Consider the following 20,236-nt stretch of genomic DNA (forward strand, 5'->3'; position numbering starts at 1 on the left):
TTAAAATTTATATTCTACTCCTGCCATCAGATATTTCATTCTGTATGGATTGATTGTTTCTGTAATGATATTACCATCTGAATACACATTGAGATCTTTAGTCTTGTTATTGCTGGATAATAAATCGAATAAAGCTTTTCCTCTCAGGAAAAAACTTATTTTATCCGAATATTTGTAGGATGATAAAAGGTCAAGATTAGGAGTGTTGTAATTGATTCCTTCAGCAGGGCTGTAAGAGTAGCTTGCTGAGAGAAGGTTCTCGAATTTCCCGATGACACTTTTTACATCTAAAAAAAATGAATTCACAGTAAAGCTGTTTACATTGTTTCGGTTGATATTGATATCCTGAATGTTTTTATGATAGGCAATACTGATATCATTAAATATCCTGGATTTTAAGTTTAAAGAAGTCTGCAAGCTGATGGTATAAGTATTACTATTATACTTGTCGCTGGTATTGTTAATAGGAAAATCACTTCTGTTATAGCTGAATTTTGTAGTGAAGTCAACCTTCCTGTTTTCTGCGGAAAAATAATATCCTTTTCTCCAGGATACATTGAAGTTGTTTTTATATACATGATCAATGATGATATTCCTGTAATAGGTAGTGATGCCATCAAAATTGGTAAAAACAGGCTGTATGATATTTCTGCTTTCCACAAAAGAATAATCTATATTAAAAGATTTAGATCGTGCAATATTAGAAAGATAATAGCCCAGCTTTATCTTGAAATTCTTTGAAATATTATATTGAGAATCTATATTTCCTGTATTTACAGTTGCTAAAGAGGTATATAATGTATCAACTCCTTTTACAAGATCCTCAACTCTGTTGCTTTTGTCAATATCAAGAATAAGATTTGCACCTCCGGAAAGACGGAAGGTCATATTTCCACTGATCATAAGGTCTGTATTGTTTTTGTCCGACTGGTTACGGAAAGAGAAGTTTCTCTGGCCCACTGCAAGAGAATACTCCCATTTTTTATCTTTTCCACGGATACCCGGATAAATATCTGATACAGTATATTCTCTTTGATATTTTTTATCATCTGAAAATAATGCATTATCTACTGACTTTACTTCAGAGAAAAGGTAGAATGTCAATAGATTAGAATGTTTGTAATTGATATTTGCATCAAAATCGAAGACATGATTGAACTGTCTCAGCGACTGATTATTTCTGATCCCTGTATTTAAATAAGATGAAAAATTACTGCTGGATTTCTCATAGAAGTAAGAAGTGCTGCCACTTACCAGAATCTTATCGCTGATTAATCCTCCATAGGAAATCTTATTGTTGATAGCGAATGTATTAGGAATTATCCTTGCTTCATCTCTGTATAAGACAGAATTGGTCGTCAGATCTCCTGAAAGGAAATTTTTCATATGATTATTGATGATTGAATTCTCAATACTCAGGATACTTTTTTCACTCAGTTTAATATCATACATAATTTTACTGTTCAGGTAATTCCCCTGATTGGTAGTAGAATTATCAAGATCTCTTATTGGTTCTTTGTTTTCTGCATAGTAAGATCTTTGAAGAGTGCTTTTTTCCCAGTTTAAATAATTGTATTCAGCAGAAAAATTAAGTCTGCTGTATTTCCATTGTTTTCTCAGTATAAGATTATTGTTGGAATTTTCATCCTTTTTTACAAGATTATCCGAGATGTAATATTGGTTAATACTCTCTCCAAGAATATTTCCTGATAAGCTAAAGATACCGTCAAGTTTATCCGTATTAATGTCCTTTTCCCCTACATTATTGGTGTTGGTAGTAAAAAATGCATTGATGTTATCAGAAAAATACATAGCACTTCCCTTTATAAGATAGGCATTTTTTGCTCCGTATAATCCCTGAAGGCTTTTCTTCAGAATTCCTTTGTAATTGGATTTGGTATTGATATTAAGAACTGATGCGGTGAAATTATCAAAATCTACTTTAAAACCATCCCTGTAATTATTGACCATCTGTATTTTTTCGATGGCTTCCATATTGATATTATCCAGAGCAATCTTATTCTGATTGACGAAAACTTCTCTTTTGTTGACCAGTATTTTTGTAATAGGGACTCCATTGTAGCTGATTCCTCCTTCTTTGGTAACAATAAAGCCTTCAGCCTTATTGAGAGCATCCCTCAAAGAAGATTTCTCAGTGATGCTTGGATGATCTGTTTTTACAGCTACTGTATCTTTATATTTGGTGTTCTTTATTATAATCTCATTAATCTGATTGGTTTTTTCGGATAGAAGTATGCTGATTTTTTGTTCCGCTTTAAGGTTTTTTTCTACATGTTTTTCATATCCCAACTTAGAAACCGAGATATTGAGGTTTTTACCTTCCTTATTGTGAAAATCTATTTTTCCGTTTGCATCGGTTTCTTTATAAAACAGGATATTGTTTTCATTATCCGATAAAGTTACGATAGCACCCGGGATTCCGTTATTCTGACTGTTATGAACGGAAATGTTTATTTTTTCCTGTGAAAAAAAAAATTGAAGACAAAACAATAAAGAAAATGTAAAAATCTTAGAATTCATTTACCACCTGAGTTTTATATTCCTTGGATATTGAAAACCAAGCCAACATATTCCACAAAATCAATATAAACGCAAAAGAATACAGCTTTAAAATGAAGGCGATCCCCAAATGCATAATGATGCACATAATAACAGTGATATACCTCGTTTTTTTGATGGAAACAAGCAGGGGATAAAGAGTTTCCAACAAGACAGTTCCAATCCCGAATATAAGAAAGAAGAAAGGTGGAAGTTTAAAATTATTATCGTAAATAGATGAAAAAGATCTCCATAAAGAAATCCCGTTCCACCATTCTATATCCAATGCTTTTGCAATCCCGGCAAAGAAATAGACAATACACAGGTGAATCTGTATTACCCTTGCATAGTTGAAATCCGAAAGCTGTTTCTGTTTGAACAATATGGAATCTATAGAATACTTCCTGTTGGTAGGGAAAATAAGACAATAGAATAAAGAAATGGTTGCAAACTGATCATATCCATAGCCTACCTCCGCGAATGAGCGATAGATGATAAGCTGTGCCACCAGTGCAATCAATACAGAAAACCGGGTAAAGAGTCCTGCTAATACAAATACTAATGCAGCGATATAAATAATTAAAATATATTTATAATAAATACCTGATAAATTGTTGATGTCGAGGTAATTATACAGCCCGTTCAGATAATCGAAATATTCAGAATATAAGAACAGAAAATCTCTCGGAATGAAAGTTTCATTTGCAGAAAAAAGCAGCCTGATATCCTTATACATAGATAAAATATCCACCAGAGCAATGAATACAACCCCAATTCTGAAGAATGGGAGAAACATCTCTGTTGTCTGATTTTGTGGAATTCTCCAGAAAGTATCAGCTTTATTTAATATAGTATTTATACTCTTTTTCAACATATACTTTGTTTTTTGTTATTTGTCCCTGCCAGATATCATGCGGAATGATAGTGCAAAGCCTGATAATATAGTATTGGGTATTAGTGTCGTTTCCTACAGCTCTTTTTCCTAAATGTTTAAATAATTTATAAGCATAGTCTTCCCTAAGTTTGATATCTTTTGATTTTTTTTGTGTGCTGTCTTTGGCTGCCATTTCCTCCGTTTCTGATATAAAGTTGGAAATATGAGTAGGAAATCCTTCGTATCGTATTCTTCCGGTAACAGTGGTAAATCCAAAATTATCACTGCTTTCAAGCAGTTTGTTATTGATGTCATAACGTTCCATTTCAATGAATTTCTGCGTAGAAACACTGGTTCCAAAAAAACCATAACCGGTATTGATTCCTGTAAAAACAAAATACGGATGCAGATTTCTGTTGCTGAACTTTACAATATCTTTTAAAACCCAAACGTCTACATCCTTAGATTCCTTTACTTTATAATAGGATGAGATACACAAATAAAAAGACATGCTTAAGACTAAAAAGAAATGCAGGGTAAAGTAAAAATATAATTTCCTCATGATCAGTCGTTATATTAAAAGCAAAGCTGTTGAATTCAACAGCTTTGCATAGGTTATTGAATGGAAATAGTTCTAGTACTTGTTAAGAACATTAGAAACCTTTTGTACAGTTTCAATTTCCTGTACAGCAGTCCAGTCTTTGTGGTACTTAGACCAAACTACCTGCTTGTCAGAATGGTTGTCATATGAACTTGTAAATGATTTTGCAGTCCCTGCGTTGAAGATGATATTTCCTGATACAGGATCGTAAACTCCTTTTTGAGACTCTAGTGGCTTAAATGAAAATGCTACTAAGCAAACAGCAGTAGCGCCTGCTGCGAATAATAATCTTTTGTTCATGGTTGTAAATTTTAAGATTTAATAAATTAATTAATTTCACTTTTATCTATAATCCTTCCTGGTCTGTATTGGCCACTACAAACTTAAATGGATGAAAGATCGGATTTTGATATTAGGATATCAATGATGATTGTATCCTGTAAGGAGTATAATATTGAATGGGTAAAGACCTCAGTATGTCATAAACCGGTAGATCCTGGTCTTTGTGAGAGAAGGTATATTGAAATTTAACCTTGCAGAAGAATTAAGCTTGTAACACATATTTTAAAATAATAATGTTACTGTATCTAAAAAGCCGGAAATAAATTCTTCTTGCTCCTTAAATTCCTCATGATAGTTCTCAGAGTTTCAATATTATTAAATTCATAATAATTTTGTTTAATCTTTGTTATTAGTTTTGTTTCGTGGTTCTTTTGCTAAAGTATTCAAAAAAAATAAGAATCCAAATTTTTTTTCACTTTTATTGGAGATAATTATTTAATAAATTGATATTCAGTTTTTTAAATTTATTTACTCTCCTTTAAATTGCCAGGAAATCTATATTTTTCAAATATTGATTTCAGAAATTGATGTTTTTTTTTCTCGTTTAAGAGAATTAATAAAGCTTTTAAATATTGTTTGCAGCTTCTCTTATTATTAAGACAACTTGAATTTAAAATTTATAACACACACTCATTAAAAGTGTAATTAATTCTAACTCTTTGGGTAATTTTGAATAAAATGGTTGTTTTTTTTCATTAAAGTTATATTTTGTTGCAATTAATTTAGTTAGATTTTTATTTTTGATCTAGTTAAATTATAAACATTATGAAAAAATTGTTATTTCCGCTTTTAATTGGGGGAGCATGTCTTAATGCTCAAAAAATTGAAATTTCAGCCAGTTATGGAGCTCCTTCTGTGTATGGGGTTGCGTACGAACTAGCTCCTACCATTGTTCTAGCTTTCGTTCCTGGAACTTCCACAATAAGTCCTTCAAGCAAAGGTGTTGCTGCTTTTGGAGTAATGATGTACAGTGAAAATATGAAGTGGCGCTATGGGATAGATGTTACCAATGAATTCTTTGGAAAAACAGAGTCTGTTTCGAAACAAAACATAACCTCAATACTTCCAAAAATAGATTATTTCTGGCTTAGAAAGAATAAGCTAGGACTATATTCAGGAGGTAGCATTGGCGTTAATTTTGCCAGTACAACTTATGTGAATAAGGATACTAAAAAGGAGAATAAAGATAGCAGTACTGGATTTGGATTTAATGTTGTTCCCATTGGGCTGAGATATGGAGGAGATCTAAGTGTTTTTGTGGAAACTAATATTGGAATGAAAGGAATTGCTCAAGCAGGTGTTTCTTACAGATTTTAAAATATGGAATGTCTTAAGGGATAAAATAAAACAGAGAGTCTGGCTATAGATTCTCTGTTTTGTTTTTATTGTACTCTGAAACTATTTGGTAAACTTTAAAGGATATTTTACGTTTTTATAATCATCAATACTTGCTTTCAGTGAACCCACAGCTAATTCAGCTTTCAAGAGCATCGGTAAGTGATTGGCATCATTGGAAACCCACATGGTAACCCCTTCTTTTTCCTTGAATACTCTTCCGCTTTTTACAGAAGGAATTATTTTTAAGCAATTGATCGTACCGAATTTTGTCTTTAAATTCTCAGTTCCTGTAACTTTAAGCTGAAAAGGAAACATTTCATCATCAATCCATACATTCATATTGATAACAGTTCCTACTTTTAATTCATCCGGGTTTTTGCTTCGAAGATAATAGAAGCAGGAAAGCATATCCTGAACGCCTTTCACGGATTTGATGACCTTTGAACCATTAGCTGGTGTTTTTTTATCAGTTAAAATTAAAGTATTGTTATCGTGATTAAAGGCAGTTTCAAAATGCTGACGATAACCTCCCTCACGTACATTTCTTACGTAGTAGCTTGGTAAACCGGTTGCTGTATCAATGAAACTTTCATATAAGTCTTCTACTTTGAAGAATGCTTTTACCGCACCGGTAGTTTGCCCGGTCCCTTTTACATAAAGGTGAGGAGCGCCTTTATAAGTAGTCTTTTTAGTAGTAAGATTGGCGGTTCCTGCATTTAAGAAGCCATAGTGGATTCTAAGGGTGATGGATTCGCCGTCTGCGATGTTATCAATCTGGGCAGAGCCTAAAAAGAATATAAATACTGCAAAAAGGTTTAAAATTTTCTTCATGATAAGACGTTTACAAAAACATTGCCAAATTTAATATCTTAAATAATAGATATTTGACAAATCTCAGGTTTTTATTTAGAATCAATTAAATATGCTTCGCATTAAAATTAGTAAATTTGCAGTTACATGTATAATTAAATTATCTTAAATTATGATAACCACTGATATATTGATCATAGGGGCAGGGCCTACAGGGCTTTTTGCCGTTTTTGAAGCAGGTCTTTTAAAAATGAAGTGCCATATTATTGACGCACTTCCACAACCGGGAGGGCAATTGGCTGAACTTTATCCGAAGAAACCTATTTTTGATATTCCGGGGTATCCTTCAGTAAACGCTGGAGAATTAGTGGATAATTTGATGGAACAGATCAAGCAGTTTCAACCTGGATTTACATTGGGAGAAACAGCTGTTTCTTACACAAAAGTAGATGATGAGTGGTTTGAAGTGGTTACTAACAAAGGAACTGTTCACAGATGTAAGGCGATTGCTATTGCAGGTGGATTGGGAACTTTCGAACCTAGAAAACCTACTTTTGAAAATGTAGCTGATTATGAAGAAAAAGGACTTGAATATTTCGTTAAAGAACCTGAGCACTTCAGAAATAAGAAAGTGGTGATTGCCGGAGGTGGAGATTCTGCCCTTGACTGGAGTATTTTCCTTTCTAACGTAGCAAGTGAAGTTACTTTGATTCACAGAAGAAATGAGTTCAGAGGAGCTTTGGATTCTGTAGAAAAAGTTCAGGATCTGAAAAACGCAGGAAAAATCAAGTTGATCACTCCAGCTGAAGTAACTGGAATAAGAGGTGATGGTAAAGTAGAAGCAATCACTATACAGAAAGATGGTGAAGATGCTTTTGAAATTGAAACAGATTATTTCATTCCATTATTCGGGTTGACTCCAAAATTGGGGGAGATCGGAAACTGGGGACTGAACATCGAGAAAAATGCAATTGTTGTAAACAATGCCCTTGATTATCAGACTAATATTGACGGTATTTATGCTATCGGAGATATTAATACATATCCTGGAAAACTGAAGTTGATTCTTTGTGGTTTCCATGAAGCAACTTTAATGTGTCAAAGTGTTTATAACAGATTGAATCCTGGTAAGAAATTCGTATTGAAATATACTACAGTAAGTGGAGTAGACGGATTTGACGGAAGCCGTAAAGAAGCAGAGAAGGCTGTTGTGAAAAAAATTGACTAATTTTGCAGAATTATGTCAGATGTTAATATTAAAATCACCGACAGAGAAGGTGTAACCCACGATGTTATTGCTCCAACGGATATGTCCATGAACCTAATGGAAATCATCCGTTCTTATGAATTGGCTGAAGAAGGTACTATTGGTGTATGTGGTGGAATGGCGATGTGTGCTTCATGCCAGGTTTATGTAATCAACGATCCTGGTCTGGAACCGATGGGAGATGAAGAAGATGCGATGCTTGCTGAAGCTTTCCATGTGAAAGACAACAGCCGATTAGGTTGTCAGTTGCATATTGCAGATGCCATGGAAGGACTTGAAGTGGAAATTGCTCCTTATCCTTAAAAATATTTTTTAATCTTAATAAGAGACCCGTTTGGAAAATCCGAACGGGTTTTTTATATTTTTTTGATTGAGAACTTATATTTCCTCTTTAGAAATCCACTTTCCAACCGTAGGAGCCTGATAATTTCTCATTTTTTCCAGCAATTCATCTATATTGTCACTGATCAGAAGCATATCTCTGTTTACCTGCTTCAAAAAGCCCTTATCTACCATATTCTGAACTAAGTTTATCAGGTCATTGTAGAATCCGTCAATATTCAAAATGGCGATCGGTTTTTTGTGAAGACCAAGCTGTGCCCAGGTAATCATCTCAAAGAATTCTTCCAAGGTTCCGTAGCCGCCGGGAAGGACGATAACCCCATCACAAAGCTCATTCATTTTGGTTTTTCTTTCGTGCATCGTTTCTACAAGAACCAGTTCAGTAAGGTTTTTATGGGCAATTTCCTTGGCCTGTAAAAAGTTAGGGAGAACGCCAGTCACTTTTCCGTTTTCACTTAATGCTCCGTTTGCAATCGTTCCCATTAAACCGGTTTGAGAGCCACCGTAAATGAGTTGTATATTTTGTTTTGCTAAAGTCTGACCAAGTAAAAATGCCTGTTCTTCATAGGTTTTATCTGTACCGAAACTTGAGCCGCAAAATACTGTAATACTTTTCATATTTAAATGTCTTTATGATTAAAGCTAAATAAGGTAAGAAATTATTTATTGATATTTATGTTTACCCCACTTGTTCTTAATTTCTTAATATAGTTTAATGATTTGATAAAATTAAAAATATCCAAAGTCAAGAGACTTTGGATATTCAATATAGTTATTTTACTATTCTATTTCTGAGGAATATTCGCTAAAATATCTTTCAAGAAGCTCCAGAATTTCTGAGCAGATGGAATGTTTGCTTTCTCATCAGGAGAGTGTGCTCCTCTGATCGTAGGTCCGAAACTTACCATTTCCATTTCAGGATAATTAGCTCCAATGATACCGCATTCTAAACCTGCATGGCAAGCTACAACATGAGGCTTCTCATTGAACTTCTCTGTATAGATCTTTTCCATGATCTGTACGATTTCAGATCCTGGTCTTGGTTTCCATCCTGGATATGAGCCGCTGAATACAACATTCATTCCAGCTAATTCTGCTACAGATTTCAATTGTTCTGCTGTAGAATATTTAGAAGAGTCCACTGAAGATCTGGTAAGGTTAAGAATCTTTAATTCTCCACCTTTCAATTCAACTCTTGCTACGTTATTGGAAGCTTCTACAAGATCAGCTACATCCGGGCTCATTCTGTATACTCCGTTATGAAGAGCTTTTAAAGTAAGAATCACTTTTTTAGAATCACCTTCTGAAATCGCTTTGTCTGAAGAAGTAGAATTTTCAATATTGATCTGAAGAGCTGGTTCTACAGACGCAAATTCCTCTAAAATTTCTGTTTTAAGAACTGTAACTTCCTGGATGAACTCCTGAGCATTTCTTACGGAGATCATAGCAACTCCTTCTCTTGGAATGGCATTTCTTAATCCACCACCATCAATAGAGATCAGTTCAATATTTTGATTTTCTATTCCTTTGTAAAGAAGTCTTCCAAGGATAATGTTTGCGTTTCCGAAACCTTTATGGATATCCATTCCTGAGTGACCTCCCTGTAATCCTTTTACTTCAATTCTTACAGTCTGTCCTTTCGGAGCTTCTGTTGCATAGTTTTGAGTTATAGTAACATCAACACCTCCGGCACAGCCGATGTCAATTTCATCGTCTTCTTCCGTATCAAGGTTTAATAGGATCTCTCCGGTAAGCTGTCCTGGTTTTAAACCGATAGCACCTGTCATTCCTGTTTCCTCATCAATAGTGAATAAAGCTTCCAATGCAGGGTGAGGAATATCTGAACTTTCAAGGATAGACATAATGGTAGCCACTCCTAAACCGTTATCAGCTCCTAAAGTGGTTCCTTTTGCCTTTACCCAATCTCCGTCAATTTCCATTTTGATTCCTTCTGTTTCAAAATCGAAATTAACATCATTGTTTTTCTGGCAAACCATATCCAAATGTGACTGAAGTACAATAGATTTACGGTCTTCCATTCCTGCAGTAGCAGGTTTTTTAATAATTACATTCCCTACTTCATCTACAGTAGTTTCCAATCCTAAGTTTTCACCAAATCCCTTGATAAAAGCAATTACTTTTTCTTCTTTTTTTGATGGTCTTGGAACAGCATTTAATTTGGAGAAGTTTTTCCAGATTATCTGCGGTTCTATATTAGATAATTCCATTGAAATTTATTTTTCTCAAATTTACAAAATAAAAAATGCTTCCGTAGAATACAGAAGCATTTTTATGAGTTATAAAAGAATGAATAAGCAAATTTGAGAATGAACTTATTCACTTTTTGCTATTAACAGCCACATTCTCCGTAGATCGGTGTTGTAATAACACTGCCGTCTGGTTTTTCAATGGTTAGGGTACCTTCAAAGAGTAAGGCTTCTTCACCTTTTATCTTTTTACCTTTTACAGAGATTTTGTAATCATTATTTTCTATTTCTTTGGTCAATTCCTCATCCACTTCCATATCACTTGAAGAGATAAGGTTCATGGCGAGTCTTTTACCATCAAGGTTCATATAAGCAGTTTTTCCGGCATCATCAGCGTAAATATATTTTTCAGCTTCAAAATCAGCCTTGTTTCTTGCAAAATAGCATGAGCATTCTTTGATTTCTTCAGGAAATGAGATATTTTCAATCTGAATTTTCCCGGAAGGAATACTTGCTGTGGCAGAATCTTTAACCATGTTTGAAGAATCGGCTGTAGTACTTGCAGAAACTGTTTCTTTGTCCTTTTTACAGGCAACTAAAAGAAATGCAGAAAGTAAAATGATTAGGTATTTCATGTGTTTGTGGTTTTAAAATGTTAGCCTCTTGCTCTTTCAAGAAGGGTCATCATTAATAATGAAAGAATCACCAAACTTTCTTCCTCATCATCAATATCGATTAATCTGTCTAATTGGAATCTTCTTCCAAAGAATGAAGGCATTTTTTTAAGTTTGAAGTATGCTTTTCCGTCAATACCGGTAACAGTATAAGATGGGTTAAGGAAGTATCCTGTAAACATTCCAATGATAGGAAGTTCTCCTACAAAGCTGTCCCAGAATCTTACCCATGCGTTGTCTTCCTGTACTTTGAATTTGGGCTGGTCGTTAGCATCCAGGATATCATAGCTTGATTTCCAAAGAGAACGCATCCCTTTTCTTGCTAATCTACCGTAGTTTTTGTTGTCAACAATATCATTTAACGAATAAGACGCGTTGAAGTCAATCCATTTATTGGCTCTGATTCTGAAAAGTTCTTTTGATTTGCTTTCATCATTGAAAACAATAACGTCTTCTTTCAGTTTGAACATTTTCTGACGTACGTAAGCTACGTAATTCCCATTTTTGTCAGTAATGTTGAAGTCACTGGCTAGTGTCGAAATTTTAAACTTGAAATCCAGTGGATAATTTAGGTTGTTAAGTACCATGTGTTAGTTTATTTTTTTCATATTTAATTAAGCCGCAAATATAACTGTTTTTTTAGAGTTATGGAGTATGGGGATAGAATAGGGAATTAAAATATCGAAATGAGACATTGTGGAAATTGGGAAGAGGAGATGTAAAAATGATGATAATAGATGATAGACGAATAGAATAGATGGAAACCGTAAAAACAACAGGAATTATCTTGGGTTTTACATATCAATAGATAATTTTGCCTTGCGGGTGAATAGTGGGTGATCATGGGTTACTAAGATTGACAAGCGTAGCGAATTGATATTGAACACTCCTTTTCAATACATCAAAAACTCCTCTTTAGGATAGATAATTTTCCTCAAATAATCCTTATTTTTGTAGCTATGGATTACCCAAGTAAAGTATTGGCAAAGGCAGTTGATGAAATTTCAGGTTTGCCTGGAATCGGAAGAAAAACGGCTTTAAGATTAGCATTACATTTATTAAAGCAGCCCAGCTCCAGAGCGGTGAGCCTTGGGAATTCCCTGATTAATCTTGTCAATGAAATAAAATACTGTAAAGAATGTCATAATTTTTCTGATTTTGACATCTGTGAGATCTGCAGTAATGAAAAAAGAAGCGGTGAGCTAATTTGTATTGTTGAAGATGTACGGGATGTTATTGCTATTGAAAATACAGGTAAATATGGAGGGAAATACCTTATTTTGGGTGGGAAAATCTCCCCGATGGAAGGAGTAGGCCCAAGCCAGCTGAATATTCCAAGTATTGAAAGAAAGCTGAATGAGGGGAATGTAAAGGAATTTATCTTTGCGCTGAGTGCTACCATGGAAGGGGATACTACTGCCTATTATATTTATAAAAAGTTTAAAAATTTCAATGTGAACTTTTCAAGTATTGCCAGAGGGATTTCAGTAGGAGATGAACTGGAATATGCAGATGAAATTTCACTTGGAAGATCTATTATCAACCGATTACCTTATAACGAAAAGGATTAATATGAAGCTGTCTATTATTATTGTTAATTACAATGTTACCCAATTACTCAGAAACTGCCTTTTATCTATTCAGAAATATGTAAAAGAGGTAGAGTATGAGATAATGGTAATAGACAATGCTTCCACAGACAGGTCCTGGCAGGATCTTATTCCTGAATTTCCTGAAGTGCACTTTATCTCTTCAGAAATTAACGGTGGTTTTTCAAAGGCAAACAATGAGGCAATACAGGCGGCAAAAGGAGAATATCTACTGCTTTTAAATCCTGATACTGAGCTGGAAGGTTTTTATATGAAGGATCTTTTAGATTTTTCAGATGCGCAGCAGGCTTTCGGATGTCTTGGAATCCGGATGCATGATGCCGAAGGAAATTTCCTGCCGGAGAGCAAACGATCAGTACCGGATATGTTCAATTCCTTTGAAAAATTATTTACCAGTTTTAAGAAGAATAATTCCAAATCCTATTACAGGAATGATATAGCAGAAACGGCTGTGGCTGAAGTGGAAGTTATTACAGGAGCCTTTTTATTGGTAAAAAGAGAGGTTTACGAAAAGGTAGGCGGATTGGATGAAGCTTATTTTATGTATGGTGAAGATATTGATCTCTGCTACACTTTATTGAACAAAGGCTATAGGAATTATTATTATGGAAAAGCGTCCCTTCTTCATCACAAGGGAGAAAGTACAGTAAAGGATGATGTTTATCTGAACCGGTTCTATGGGGCCATGCAGATCTTTATTGACAAATATTATAAAGAATCGAAGCCGATGCAGTACTCTTTTCTGAAAGCTGGTCTAAAGCTGCGTCATAAGATTGAGAAGATTAAGCTGAAGTAGGTAGGAGAGGAGTTGGAAGCTGTAGGTCTTTGGTGAAAAAATATCTATAATTTACTTTATAACTTCTATGAAAATAAGATAAGTATATACGATTTATACAGTTTGGGTTATCTGAATGTAACGAAGTAAATGAAGAATCTAAGAATAACCATCCCCAAAAATTAAATTTTGAAAAAGTATAAAAATAAAAAAGCAACTCAATCTGAGTTGCTTTTGTTCTATGTAGAAAATAATCTTCTTATTTAGCCGGTGCAACTGGTGCTGATGCCGGAGTAGTGGTTGTAGAAGAAGCCGGAGCAGATTGTTTTGCCGGAGCTTCTTTCTTAGCAGGTTGCTGAGCTGGGGCCACTTGTGACGGTTTACCAGTAATAACAACGCTTAAAAGGATAAGAACGATGATAGTTCCGCCTAGAGTCCATGTTGCTTTTTCCATGAAATCATTGGTTCTCTGTACTCCAAACTGAGCAGATGATGCCCCTCCGAAAGTACTGGAAAGACCTCCTCCTTTTGGGTTTTGAGCCATAACAACAATCACTAATAAAATACTAGCAATCATAATAAGAACCATCAATAGTGTAAATATAGTATCCATTAATTCTGATATCTTTTTGAATGGGCAAATTTAATCTTTTTTTACTGAATGACAAAAAAAGATATCGGTAAATATGGCACAACAACAAAAAAATTAAAAATCAAACAATGATTTTATGCTTAGAATAGAGGAAGAAACAAATGAGAAGGTAAGAATCGCCATATTCAAATGTATGAGTTGTTAATTTTTCTCACAGCTTTAATGTCCAGTGAAAGCAACTACAAAAAAAGCTGTCCCAATATTGAGACAGCCTTTTTCTATAAATTCTTTGTATATTATTTAAAGTCAGAATCTTTAGCCTGGTTAAGCTGATAAGACTGTACAGCCAGGTTGATTTCCATTCCACCCATATTCTGGATAATAGTGAATGGAAGCTTTACTCCTGAAACTTCTTTATAATCAGCAAAGTTTGTAGGCATAGAACCTCCTTCTCCAACTTTTATCTCACCCGTTTTTAAACCGGTTTTTACGCTGTAGTAATAAGTCTGTTTTGGACCTTTTATCACATAAGAATCTTCATTGTTATATTTTTCAATTCCTGCTAACTTTAATTCCGTTGATTTTGTAAAAGTAAGTTCCGGGAAAATTTCCGGTTCTGCCATAGAAGCTTTTTGTTTGTCATTCAGAGGCATTTTTTTACCCTGTACTTCAGCATATCCGTCTTTGCCGTCAAAAGCGATCTTCTGAAGGGTGTTGCCCATCATTTTCATTTCCATCATCATCTTTCCTCCTTTCCCCTGGATCAGTTTCATATTCATATCCATTCCCTGAACTTTGGTTGTGGCATCCAGAGTAACGGAAGAAATTTTTTGAACAGCAGCTAGACCTCCGATTGCACTGATGTATTTATCTGCTACAGAACCAATAGTTACGTTGGCATCAATTTTCTGTGCTGTAGGTTTGGTTACCGGATTAGCTTCTTTATCGAAATATTTTACAGGATATCCTAATTTTTCAAGTCCTTCAGAAATATCAGAGGCTTTACCTGCGATGAAGATTCTACTCTGGTTTGGAAGAATTGTTGCTTTTACAGCATTAGATACATCAGCAGAAGTAACCTTATCAATTGATTTCAAATAATTGGTATAGAAGTCAGCAGGAAGATCCTGAACTTTTTGATTCAGAGCAAACTTGGCAATAGTTTCAGGTTTTTCCAAAGACATAATGAATGAACCTTTCAGTTTTGCTTTTGCATTTTCTAATTCTTCAGGTTTAACGGTAGAAATGGCGTTTAGTTCGTTCATCATTTCCTTAACAGCCTTATCCGTAACCTCATTTCTGACACTTGTTTCTGCTGAAAAATCAGGTGAATACTTGCTTGCATTCATACTGGAATAAGCTCCATAGGTAAACCCGTTCTTTTCTCTAAGGTTCATGAAAAGTCTTGCTTCACCGCCACCGCCAAGAATATAGTTGGCCATAGTAGCAGGAAAGTAGTTAGGATCTTTCATTTTAAGATTGTTCAGGTTGTTTACAGACAGTACAGATTGCACAGCAGACGGAACATCAACCACATTGATCTCTGTCTTGGTAACATTCGAGGCTGGTTCTAAAGCTGCAAACTTAGTATTTGACTTTTTCCAGTTTCCGAATGCTTTTTCAACCAAAGGTTTGATCTGGTCAAATTTTACATCTCCAACAATGACTAAGTAAGCATTATCCGGAGCGTAGTATTTATTGTAAATATTTTGAATATCTGCTAGTTGAACCTTGTTGATAGATTCAATAGTTGCAAACTCTCCTCTTGAAGTATTTTTTCCATACATCAAAGCATTAGATACTTTTTCAGCAATAGAGGAAGCATTTTTTTCATCTGCTTTTAATCCTTCAGTAATTCTTTCTTTTGCATTTTTAAGCTCTTCTGCAGAGAATTTTGGATTTACAATAGCATCAGCCATCAATCCCAATACTTCAGGGAAGTACTTTGAAAGAGAATTAGAAGAAGCTCCATTGGAAGAGAAGTTGATATTAGCTCCTAAGAAGTCAACTTTTTTATTGTATTCATCCTTGCTAAGGTTAGTTGTTCCGTTATCAAGCTGTTCCGCCATAATCATGCTTACTCCCGTAATATTTCCCTCGTTATAAGGAGGTCTGTCCATCGAAAGTGTAGTATTTACTCTTGGCAGTTTGTTGTTTTCAACGACCATTACAGTTAATCCGTTGCTAAGCTGAAACGTTTTTGGTTTGGCAATGTTGATCGCAGGAGTAGGTCCTGGCTTTGGCATTGCATTAAGATCAATTTTTTGGGCAGAAAGCATTCCTGCAAATAAAAATGCCGCTGCTATATAAGTGAATTGCTTTTTCATGGGTAAATTATTTTTTCTCAGGAACGTAATTGATAATGATTCTTTGGTTGGGATTCAGATACTTTTTAGCTGCATTCTGAATATCTTGTTTGGTGATGGATCTGTAGATATCAATCTCTTTATTAATGAGATTGGTATTCCCCATTAACACATGGTTTGTTGCTAAAGAAGCAGCAATTCCCTGAATGCTTGAGTTCTGATTGACAAACTGGTTTTCAAACTGATTTTGAATTTTTTGATAATCTTCATCAGAAATTAAAGTAGTCTGAAGTTTTTTAATCTCTGCATCAATATCAGTCTGCAATGTCTGTTTAGACGTTTGCCCCATTGGGATAGCAAAGAAGGCAAAAATACTGTAATCTTCAAGCCCCTGGTTGAAAGCAGCTACCTGAAGCGCTTTTTTATCCTGATCTACTAATTTTTTATATAAAACAGAAGATTTACCATTGCTTAAATAAGAAGAAAGCATGTCTAAAACATAAGCGTCTTTTTCTTTATTGGCAGGTGTTCTGTAAGCAAAAACATAAGCAGGAAGCTGGATGTTCGGGTCTGTTGCAGTAACTTCTTTTTCCTGAGTGATCGGAGCATCTTTAGGGAAATCTTTTGGATACAATGTTCCTTTTGCAATGCCCCCATAATATTCTTCAATCCATTTTTTAGTCTGCTCAGGCTTAATATCTCCTGCAACGACTAAAGTAGCATTGTTCGGGATATAGAATTTCTTATAAAAAGCTTGGAATTCTTCAAGCTTAGCAGCGTTAAGATCTTCCATAGAGCCAATCGTTGGCCAGTTGTATGGGTGATTGGTAAACAGGTTCTTTTGAATTGTAGAGAAAAGATTTCCATAAGGCTGATTATCCATTCTTAATCTCTTTTCTTCCTTTACCACTTCTCTCTGGGTATCTACTCCCACCTGATTGATAACGGCATGGCGCATTCTTTCAGCTTCCATCCAAAGTCCGAGTTGTTCGTTATTGGAAGGGAAAGTTTCGTAGTAATAGGTTCTGTCGTTAGTTGTATTTGCATTGTTCTGTCCTCCGTTTGAAGAGACGATCTTAAACCAGTCTCCTCTCTTAATATTTGGAGTTCCTTCAAATAAAAGATGTTCAAAGAAGTGGGCAAAACCGGTTCTTCCCTTTACTTCATCTTTTGCTCCTACATGATACATCACACCTGTAGTGACTACCGGAGCCGAATTATCCTGATGAAGAATTACATGAAGGCCATTGGGAAGGTCATACTCTTCGAATTTAATTTGCTGTGCATTCAGCATGAACCCGAAGAAAGCTACGGCAGCAGCCGAAAGAAGTCGCTTTTTCATAAAGTTAGAAATTGTTTATCAATGAGTAGGAAAAGTGAATTAAATGTTACACTTTTGATTGGTTGTGAATGGTGAATCGTCAATTTGCCCCACGTGTCAATTTCTATATTCAGGTATCATTTACTATTCATTTTCAAAGCAAAACAGACTATTGACATTTCATAATTTGAATTCTCCTCTGAATACATTAATTTTGTGGTTCCAAAATTTTTTTGCAGTATGGACTATTTGAAAGGACTCAATGAATCACAATATGAAGCCGTTACTTCTCTACAGGGCCCCCTGATGGTACTTGCCGGAGCAGGTTCGGGTAAAACACGTGTGCTTACGATGCGTATTGCCCACCTTATCCATAACGGAATAGACCCTTTCAATATTCTCGCGCTTACCTTTACCAATAAAGCAGCCCGTGAAATGAAAGAACGTATCGCAAAGGTTGTAGGAGACAGCAATGCAAGAAGTCTTTGGATGGGAACTTTTCACTCTGTTTTTGCCAGGATTCTAAGAATTGAAGGGCATAATCTTGGATATCCTTCCAATTTTACCATTTATGATCAGCAGGATGCATTGAATGTGATTAGAAAAGTACTGAAGGATATGAATATCGATGCTGACCTTTATAAACCCAAAAAAGTTCAGGCAAGAATTTCAACCTATAAAAACAATCTGATTACCGTTAAAGCTTATTTCAACAATCCGGAATTGATGGAAGCTGATGAAAAAGCAAATATGAAATTTATCGGTCAGATTTATCAAAAATATGTAGAGGCATGTTTCAGAAACGGTTCTATGGATTTTGATGACCTTTTGTTGAAAACTAATGAACTTTTAACCCGTTTTCCGGAAGTATTAGCTAAATATCAGGACAGATTCAGATATATCATGGTAGATGAGTACCAGGATACCAACCATTCCCAGTATCTTATCGTAAAAGCGCTGGCTTCAAAGTTTGAAAATATCTGTGTGGTAGGAGATGATGCCCAGTCTATTTACTCTTTCCGTGGAGCGAATATCTATAATATCCTGAATTTTAAAAAAGATTATCCGGATGCCATCACAGTATCTCTGGAACAGAATTACCGCTCTACACAAAACATTGTGAATGCAGCGAATGTTGTTATTGCTAAAAACTTACAGCAGTTTAAGAAAAATGTTTTCAGTGATAACGAAGAAGGAGATAAAATTAAAATATACCGTTCCCTTTCTGATGCTGATGAAGCTAATTTTGTAGCCGGAAATATCTGGGAACTACGTAACCGTGATCAGAGGAAGTATAGCGATTTTGCTATTTTATACAGAACCAATTCTCAGACAAGAGCATTTGAAGATGCCCTGAGACGTAAAAATATTCCGTACAAGGTATATGGCGGGCTTTCTTTCTATCAGAGAAAAGAAGTTAAAGATTTAATCGGTTATCTGCGTCTTTTAATCAATGAAAATGATTCAGAAGCATTGATGAGAATCATAAACTATCCGACCAGAGGAATTGGAGACACTACACAGAATAAACTGGTCGTTTTTGCAGATGCTCAAAATATTGCTGTATCAAAAGTTCTGGATAATTTACCAATGTATGCTCCTCAACTAGGATTAAATAACGGTGTTTTAAACAAACTGAATGATTTCTGGTCGATGATTAAAGCATTTCAGGTATTATTAAAAACAGAAACGGCTTATAGTGTAGCGATGGAAGTGGCTAAGCGAAGCGGTTTGATCAAATTCTTGAAAGATGACCAGACGCCTGAAGGTATTTCCAGAGTAGAAAACGTTCAGGAATTAATGAACTCCATGCAAGGGTTTATTGAAGAACAGATGCAGCTGGAAGACGGTGACCCAAGTCTTTCCAACTTCCTTGAAAATATTGCACTTTCTGCAGATACACAGGATAAAGAACTGGAAGATGATATGGTTTCATTAATGACGATTCACCTATCCAAAGGTCTTGAATTTCCGGTTGTTCATTTGGTAGGTCTTGAAGAAAACCTTTTCCCGAGTTTCATGAGTTCGGCTACCAGAGAAGATCTTGAAGAAGAAAGACGTCTGTTTTATGTGGCGTTAACCAGAGCAGAGAAGCAGGTGTTCTTCTCATATGCTGTTTCCCGTTTCCAATGGGGGAAAATCACTGATGCGGAACCCTCAAGATTCCTGAGCGAAATTGATGATGAATATATAGAATTCCTTAATCCTGCGCTGGAAAAGAGGTTTATCAATAATTCAGGAGTAAAATCCAATATTTTTGATGAACATCCTTCTGAAGTGAAAGCTTTTAAAAAGGTAGAGAAAAAGTCGATTAATAAGGGAGACGATTCCAAACCTGCTCCGGAAGTAAGAAAACTGAAACCGGTAAGTACTGCCAAGATCATTAATCCAAGCGGTGCCTCTTCTCAGGATATTGAAGTGGGTGATAAAGTAAGACACGACCGTTTTGGTATCGGGGAAGTTGCTTTCCTTGATGGAACAGATCCTCAGAATATCAAAGCAAAAGTAGTATTCATACATGAAGGAGAGAAAAACCTGATCCTGAAATATGCTAAGCTTACAAAGATCTCTTAAAGTAGAGTTTCTCAGACAGAGATATATTTTATAAAATTTAAAAA

18 protein-coding genes are annotated in these 20,236 nt (G+C 35.1%); 6 read left to right on the plus strand and 12 right to left on the minus strand.

All coding sequences use genetic code 11. The annotated features are described in order from the left end of the window. The 4 genes from M2372_RS22000 to M2372_RS22015 form a co-directional block, all read right to left on the minus strand. Positions 1 to 2,541: a carboxypeptidase-like regulatory domain-containing protein gene (locus M2372_RS22000; protein WP_123321355.1), complete on the minus strand. Its 2,541-nt coding sequence runs from the start codon at positions 2,539 to 2,541 to the stop codon at positions 1 to 3. Then, entirely contained in the window at positions 2,531 to 3,433 is a 903-nt protein-coding gene (locus tag M2372_RS22005) for an HTTM domain-containing protein (RefSeq protein WP_115972817.1), read from the minus strand. The genes M2372_RS22000 and M2372_RS22005 overlap by 11 nt, the downstream gene beginning before the upstream one ends. Further along, a complete protein-coding gene (locus M2372_RS22010; RefSeq protein ID WP_123947413.1) occupies positions 3,399 to 3,995 on the minus strand; it encodes a hypothetical protein in 597 nt (198 codons plus the stop codon). The genes M2372_RS22005 and M2372_RS22010 overlap by 35 nt, the downstream gene beginning before the upstream one ends. 72 nt (positions 3,996 to 4,067) lie before the next feature. After that, complete coding sequence (locus tag M2372_RS22015; protein WP_115972815.1) at positions 4,068 to 4,334, minus strand: hypothetical protein; 267 nt, start codon at positions 4,332 to 4,334, stop codon at positions 4,068 to 4,070. Between the two features lie 807 nt (positions 4,335 to 5,141). On the opposite strand from M2372_RS22015, the gene M2372_RS22020 reads away from it, so the two are divergent. Beyond that, the gene (locus M2372_RS22020; RefSeq protein ID WP_123321354.1) at positions 5,142 to 5,693 is read left to right on the plus strand and encodes a hypothetical protein; all 552 of its coding nucleotides are present in this window, start codon (positions 5,142 to 5,144) and stop codon (positions 5,691 to 5,693) included. Between the two features lie 81 nt (positions 5,694 to 5,774). On the opposite strand, the gene M2372_RS22025 is transcribed toward M2372_RS22020, so the two are convergent. Then, entirely contained in the window at positions 5,775 to 6,545 is a 771-nt protein-coding gene (locus tag M2372_RS22025; RefSeq protein WP_115972813.1) for a DUF3108 domain-containing protein, read from the minus strand. Between the two features lie 151 nt (positions 6,546 to 6,696). Here M2372_RS22025 and M2372_RS22030 point away from each other — a divergent pair, with 151 nt between their 5' ends. Both M2372_RS22030 and M2372_RS22035 read left to right on the plus strand, forming a co-directional pair. Then, entirely contained in the window at positions 6,697 to 7,752 is a 1,056-nt protein-coding gene (locus M2372_RS22030) for an NAD(P)/FAD-dependent oxidoreductase (protein ID WP_115972812.1), read from the plus strand. 12 nt (positions 7,753 to 7,764) lie between these two features. Next, positions 7,765 to 8,094 carry a 2Fe-2S iron-sulfur cluster-binding protein gene (locus tag M2372_RS22035; RefSeq protein ID WP_047495204.1) on the plus strand — a complete coding sequence of 110 codons (330 nt, stop codon included), beginning with the start codon at positions 7,765 to 7,767 and terminating at the stop codon, positions 8,092 to 8,094. Positions 8,095 to 8,169: 75 nt separating this feature from the next. Here M2372_RS22035 and M2372_RS22040 read toward each other — a convergent pair whose 3' ends face one another. From M2372_RS22040 to M2372_RS22055, 4 genes are all read right to left on the minus strand, one after another. Further along, the gene (locus M2372_RS22040) at positions 8,170 to 8,751 is read right to left on the minus strand and encodes a TIGR00730 family Rossman fold protein (protein WP_115972810.1); all 582 of its coding nucleotides are present in this window, start codon (positions 8,749 to 8,751) and stop codon (positions 8,170 to 8,172) included. A 167-nt stretch (positions 8,752 to 8,918) separates the two neighbouring features. Further along, positions 8,919 to 10,361 carry an aminoacyl-histidine dipeptidase gene (locus M2372_RS22045; protein WP_123321353.1) on the minus strand — a complete coding sequence of 481 codons (1,443 nt, stop codon included), beginning with the start codon at positions 10,359 to 10,361 and terminating at the stop codon, positions 8,919 to 8,921. A 122-nt stretch (positions 10,362 to 10,483) separates the two neighbouring features. Beyond that, positions 10,484 to 10,975, minus strand: coding sequence for a hypothetical protein (locus M2372_RS22050; RefSeq protein ID WP_115972808.1), 492 nt, complete (start codon positions 10,973 to 10,975; stop codon positions 10,484 to 10,486). Between the two features lie 20 nt (positions 10,976 to 10,995). After that, positions 10,996 to 11,601 carry a hypothetical protein gene (locus M2372_RS22055; protein ID WP_115972807.1) on the minus strand — a complete coding sequence of 202 codons (606 nt, stop codon included), beginning with the start codon at positions 11,599 to 11,601 and terminating at the stop codon, positions 10,996 to 10,998. A 372-nt stretch (positions 11,602 to 11,973) separates the two neighbouring features. Between M2372_RS22055 and recR the strand changes: the two genes are divergently transcribed. Next, complete coding sequence (gene recR / locus M2372_RS22060; protein WP_115972806.1) at positions 11,974 to 12,585, plus strand: recombination mediator RecR; 612 nt, start codon at positions 11,974 to 11,976, stop codon at positions 12,583 to 12,585. Next, positions 12,581 to 13,420: a glycosyltransferase family 2 protein gene (locus tag M2372_RS22065; protein ID WP_123321401.1), complete on the plus strand. Its 840-nt coding sequence runs from the start codon at positions 12,581 to 12,583 to the stop codon at positions 13,418 to 13,420. The genes recR and M2372_RS22065 overlap by 5 nt, the downstream gene beginning before the upstream one ends. Positions 13,421 to 13,658: 238 nt before the next feature. Here the strand turns inward: M2372_RS22065 and secG are convergent, their stop codons facing one another. The 3 genes from secG to M2372_RS22080 form a co-directional block, all read right to left on the minus strand. Then, on the minus strand, positions 13,659 to 14,012 hold the full coding sequence (gene secG / locus M2372_RS22070) for a preprotein translocase subunit SecG (RefSeq protein ID WP_115972805.1): 354 nt from the start codon (positions 14,010 to 14,012) through the stop codon (positions 13,659 to 13,661). Positions 14,013 to 14,287: 275 nt separating this feature from the next. Then, positions 14,288 to 16,318: a pitrilysin family protein gene (locus M2372_RS22075; protein ID WP_123321352.1), complete on the minus strand. Its 2,031-nt coding sequence runs from the start codon at positions 16,316 to 16,318 to the stop codon at positions 14,288 to 14,290. A gap of 7 nt (positions 16,319 to 16,325) precedes the next feature. Then, positions 16,326 to 17,639, minus strand: a complete 1,314-nt coding sequence (locus M2372_RS22080; protein WP_123321351.1) for a pitrilysin family protein — start codon at positions 17,637 to 17,639, stop codon at positions 16,326 to 16,328. A 219-nt stretch (positions 17,640 to 17,858) separates the two neighbouring features. On the opposite strand from M2372_RS22080, the gene M2372_RS22085 reads away from it, so the two are divergent. After that, positions 17,859 to 20,192: an ATP-dependent helicase gene (locus tag M2372_RS22085; RefSeq protein WP_123321350.1), complete on the plus strand. Its 2,334-nt coding sequence runs from the start codon at positions 17,859 to 17,861 to the stop codon at positions 20,190 to 20,192. Positions 20,193 to 20,236 lie beyond the last annotated feature (44 nt).

The sequence above is a fragment of the Chryseobacterium sp. BIGb0232 genome, from assembly GCF_024810195.1.
Taxonomy (GTDB): Bacteria; Bacteroidota; Bacteroidia; order Flavobacteriales; family Weeksellaceae; genus Chryseobacterium; species Chryseobacterium pennae.

Bases quoted from the DNA above. Each gene is read 5' to 3' on its own strand.
- M2372_RS22015 (WP_115972815.1), bottom strand. From the start codon at position 4,334: ATGAACAAAAGATTATTATTCGCAGCAGGCGCTACTGCTGTTTGCTTA.
- M2372_RS22005 (WP_115972817.1), bottom strand. From the start codon at position 3,433: ATGTTGAAAAAGAGTATAAATACTATATTAAATAAAGCTGATACTTTC.
- M2372_RS22010 (WP_123947413.1), bottom strand. From the start codon at position 3,995: ATGAGGAAATTATATTTTTACTTTACCCTGCATTTCTTTTTAGTCTTA.
- M2372_RS22020 (WP_123321354.1), top strand. From the start codon at position 5,142: ATGAAAAAATTGTTATTTCCGCTTTTAATTGGGGGAGCATGTCTTAAT.
- recR (WP_115972806.1), top strand. From the start codon at position 11,974: ATGGATTACCCAAGTAAAGTATTGGCAAAGGCAGTTGATGAAATTTCA.
- M2372_RS22030 (WP_115972812.1), top strand. From the start codon at position 6,697: ATGATAACCACTGATATATTGATCATAGGGGCAGGGCCTACAGGGCTT.
- M2372_RS22080 (WP_123321351.1), bottom strand. From the start codon at position 17,639: ATGAAAAAGCGACTTCTTTCGGCTGCTGCCGTAGCTTTCTTCGGGTTC.
- secG (WP_115972805.1), bottom strand. From the start codon at position 14,012: ATGGATACTATATTTACACTATTGATGGTTCTTATTATGATTGCTAGT.
- M2372_RS22035 (WP_047495204.1), top strand. From the start codon at position 7,765: ATGTCAGATGTTAATATTAAAATCACCGACAGAGAAGGTGTAACCCAC.
- M2372_RS22045 (WP_123321353.1), bottom strand. From the start codon at position 10,361: ATGGAATTATCTAATATAGAACCGCAGATAATCTGGAAAAACTTCTCC.
- M2372_RS22000 (WP_123321355.1), bottom strand. From the start codon at position 2,541: ATGAATTCTAAGATTTTTACATTTTCTTTATTGTTTTGTCTTCAATTT.
- M2372_RS22050 (WP_115972808.1), bottom strand. From the start codon at position 10,975: ATGAAATACCTAATCATTTTACTTTCTGCATTTCTTTTAGTTGCCTGT.
- M2372_RS22055 (WP_115972807.1), bottom strand. From the start codon at position 11,601: ATGGTACTTAACAACCTAAATTATCCACTGGATTTCAAGTTTAAAATT.
- M2372_RS22075 (WP_123321352.1), bottom strand. From the start codon at position 16,318: ATGAAAAAGCAATTCACTTATATAGCAGCGGCATTTTTATTTGCAGGA.
- M2372_RS22085 (WP_123321350.1), top strand. From the start codon at position 17,859: ATGGACTATTTGAAAGGACTCAATGAATCACAATATGAAGCCGTTACT.
- M2372_RS22025 (WP_115972813.1), bottom strand. From the start codon at position 6,545: ATGAAGAAAATTTTAAACCTTTTTGCAGTATTTATATTCTTTTTAGGC.
- M2372_RS22040 (WP_115972810.1), bottom strand. From the start codon at position 8,751: ATGAAAAGTATTACAGTATTTTGCGGCTCAAGTTTCGGTACAGATAAA.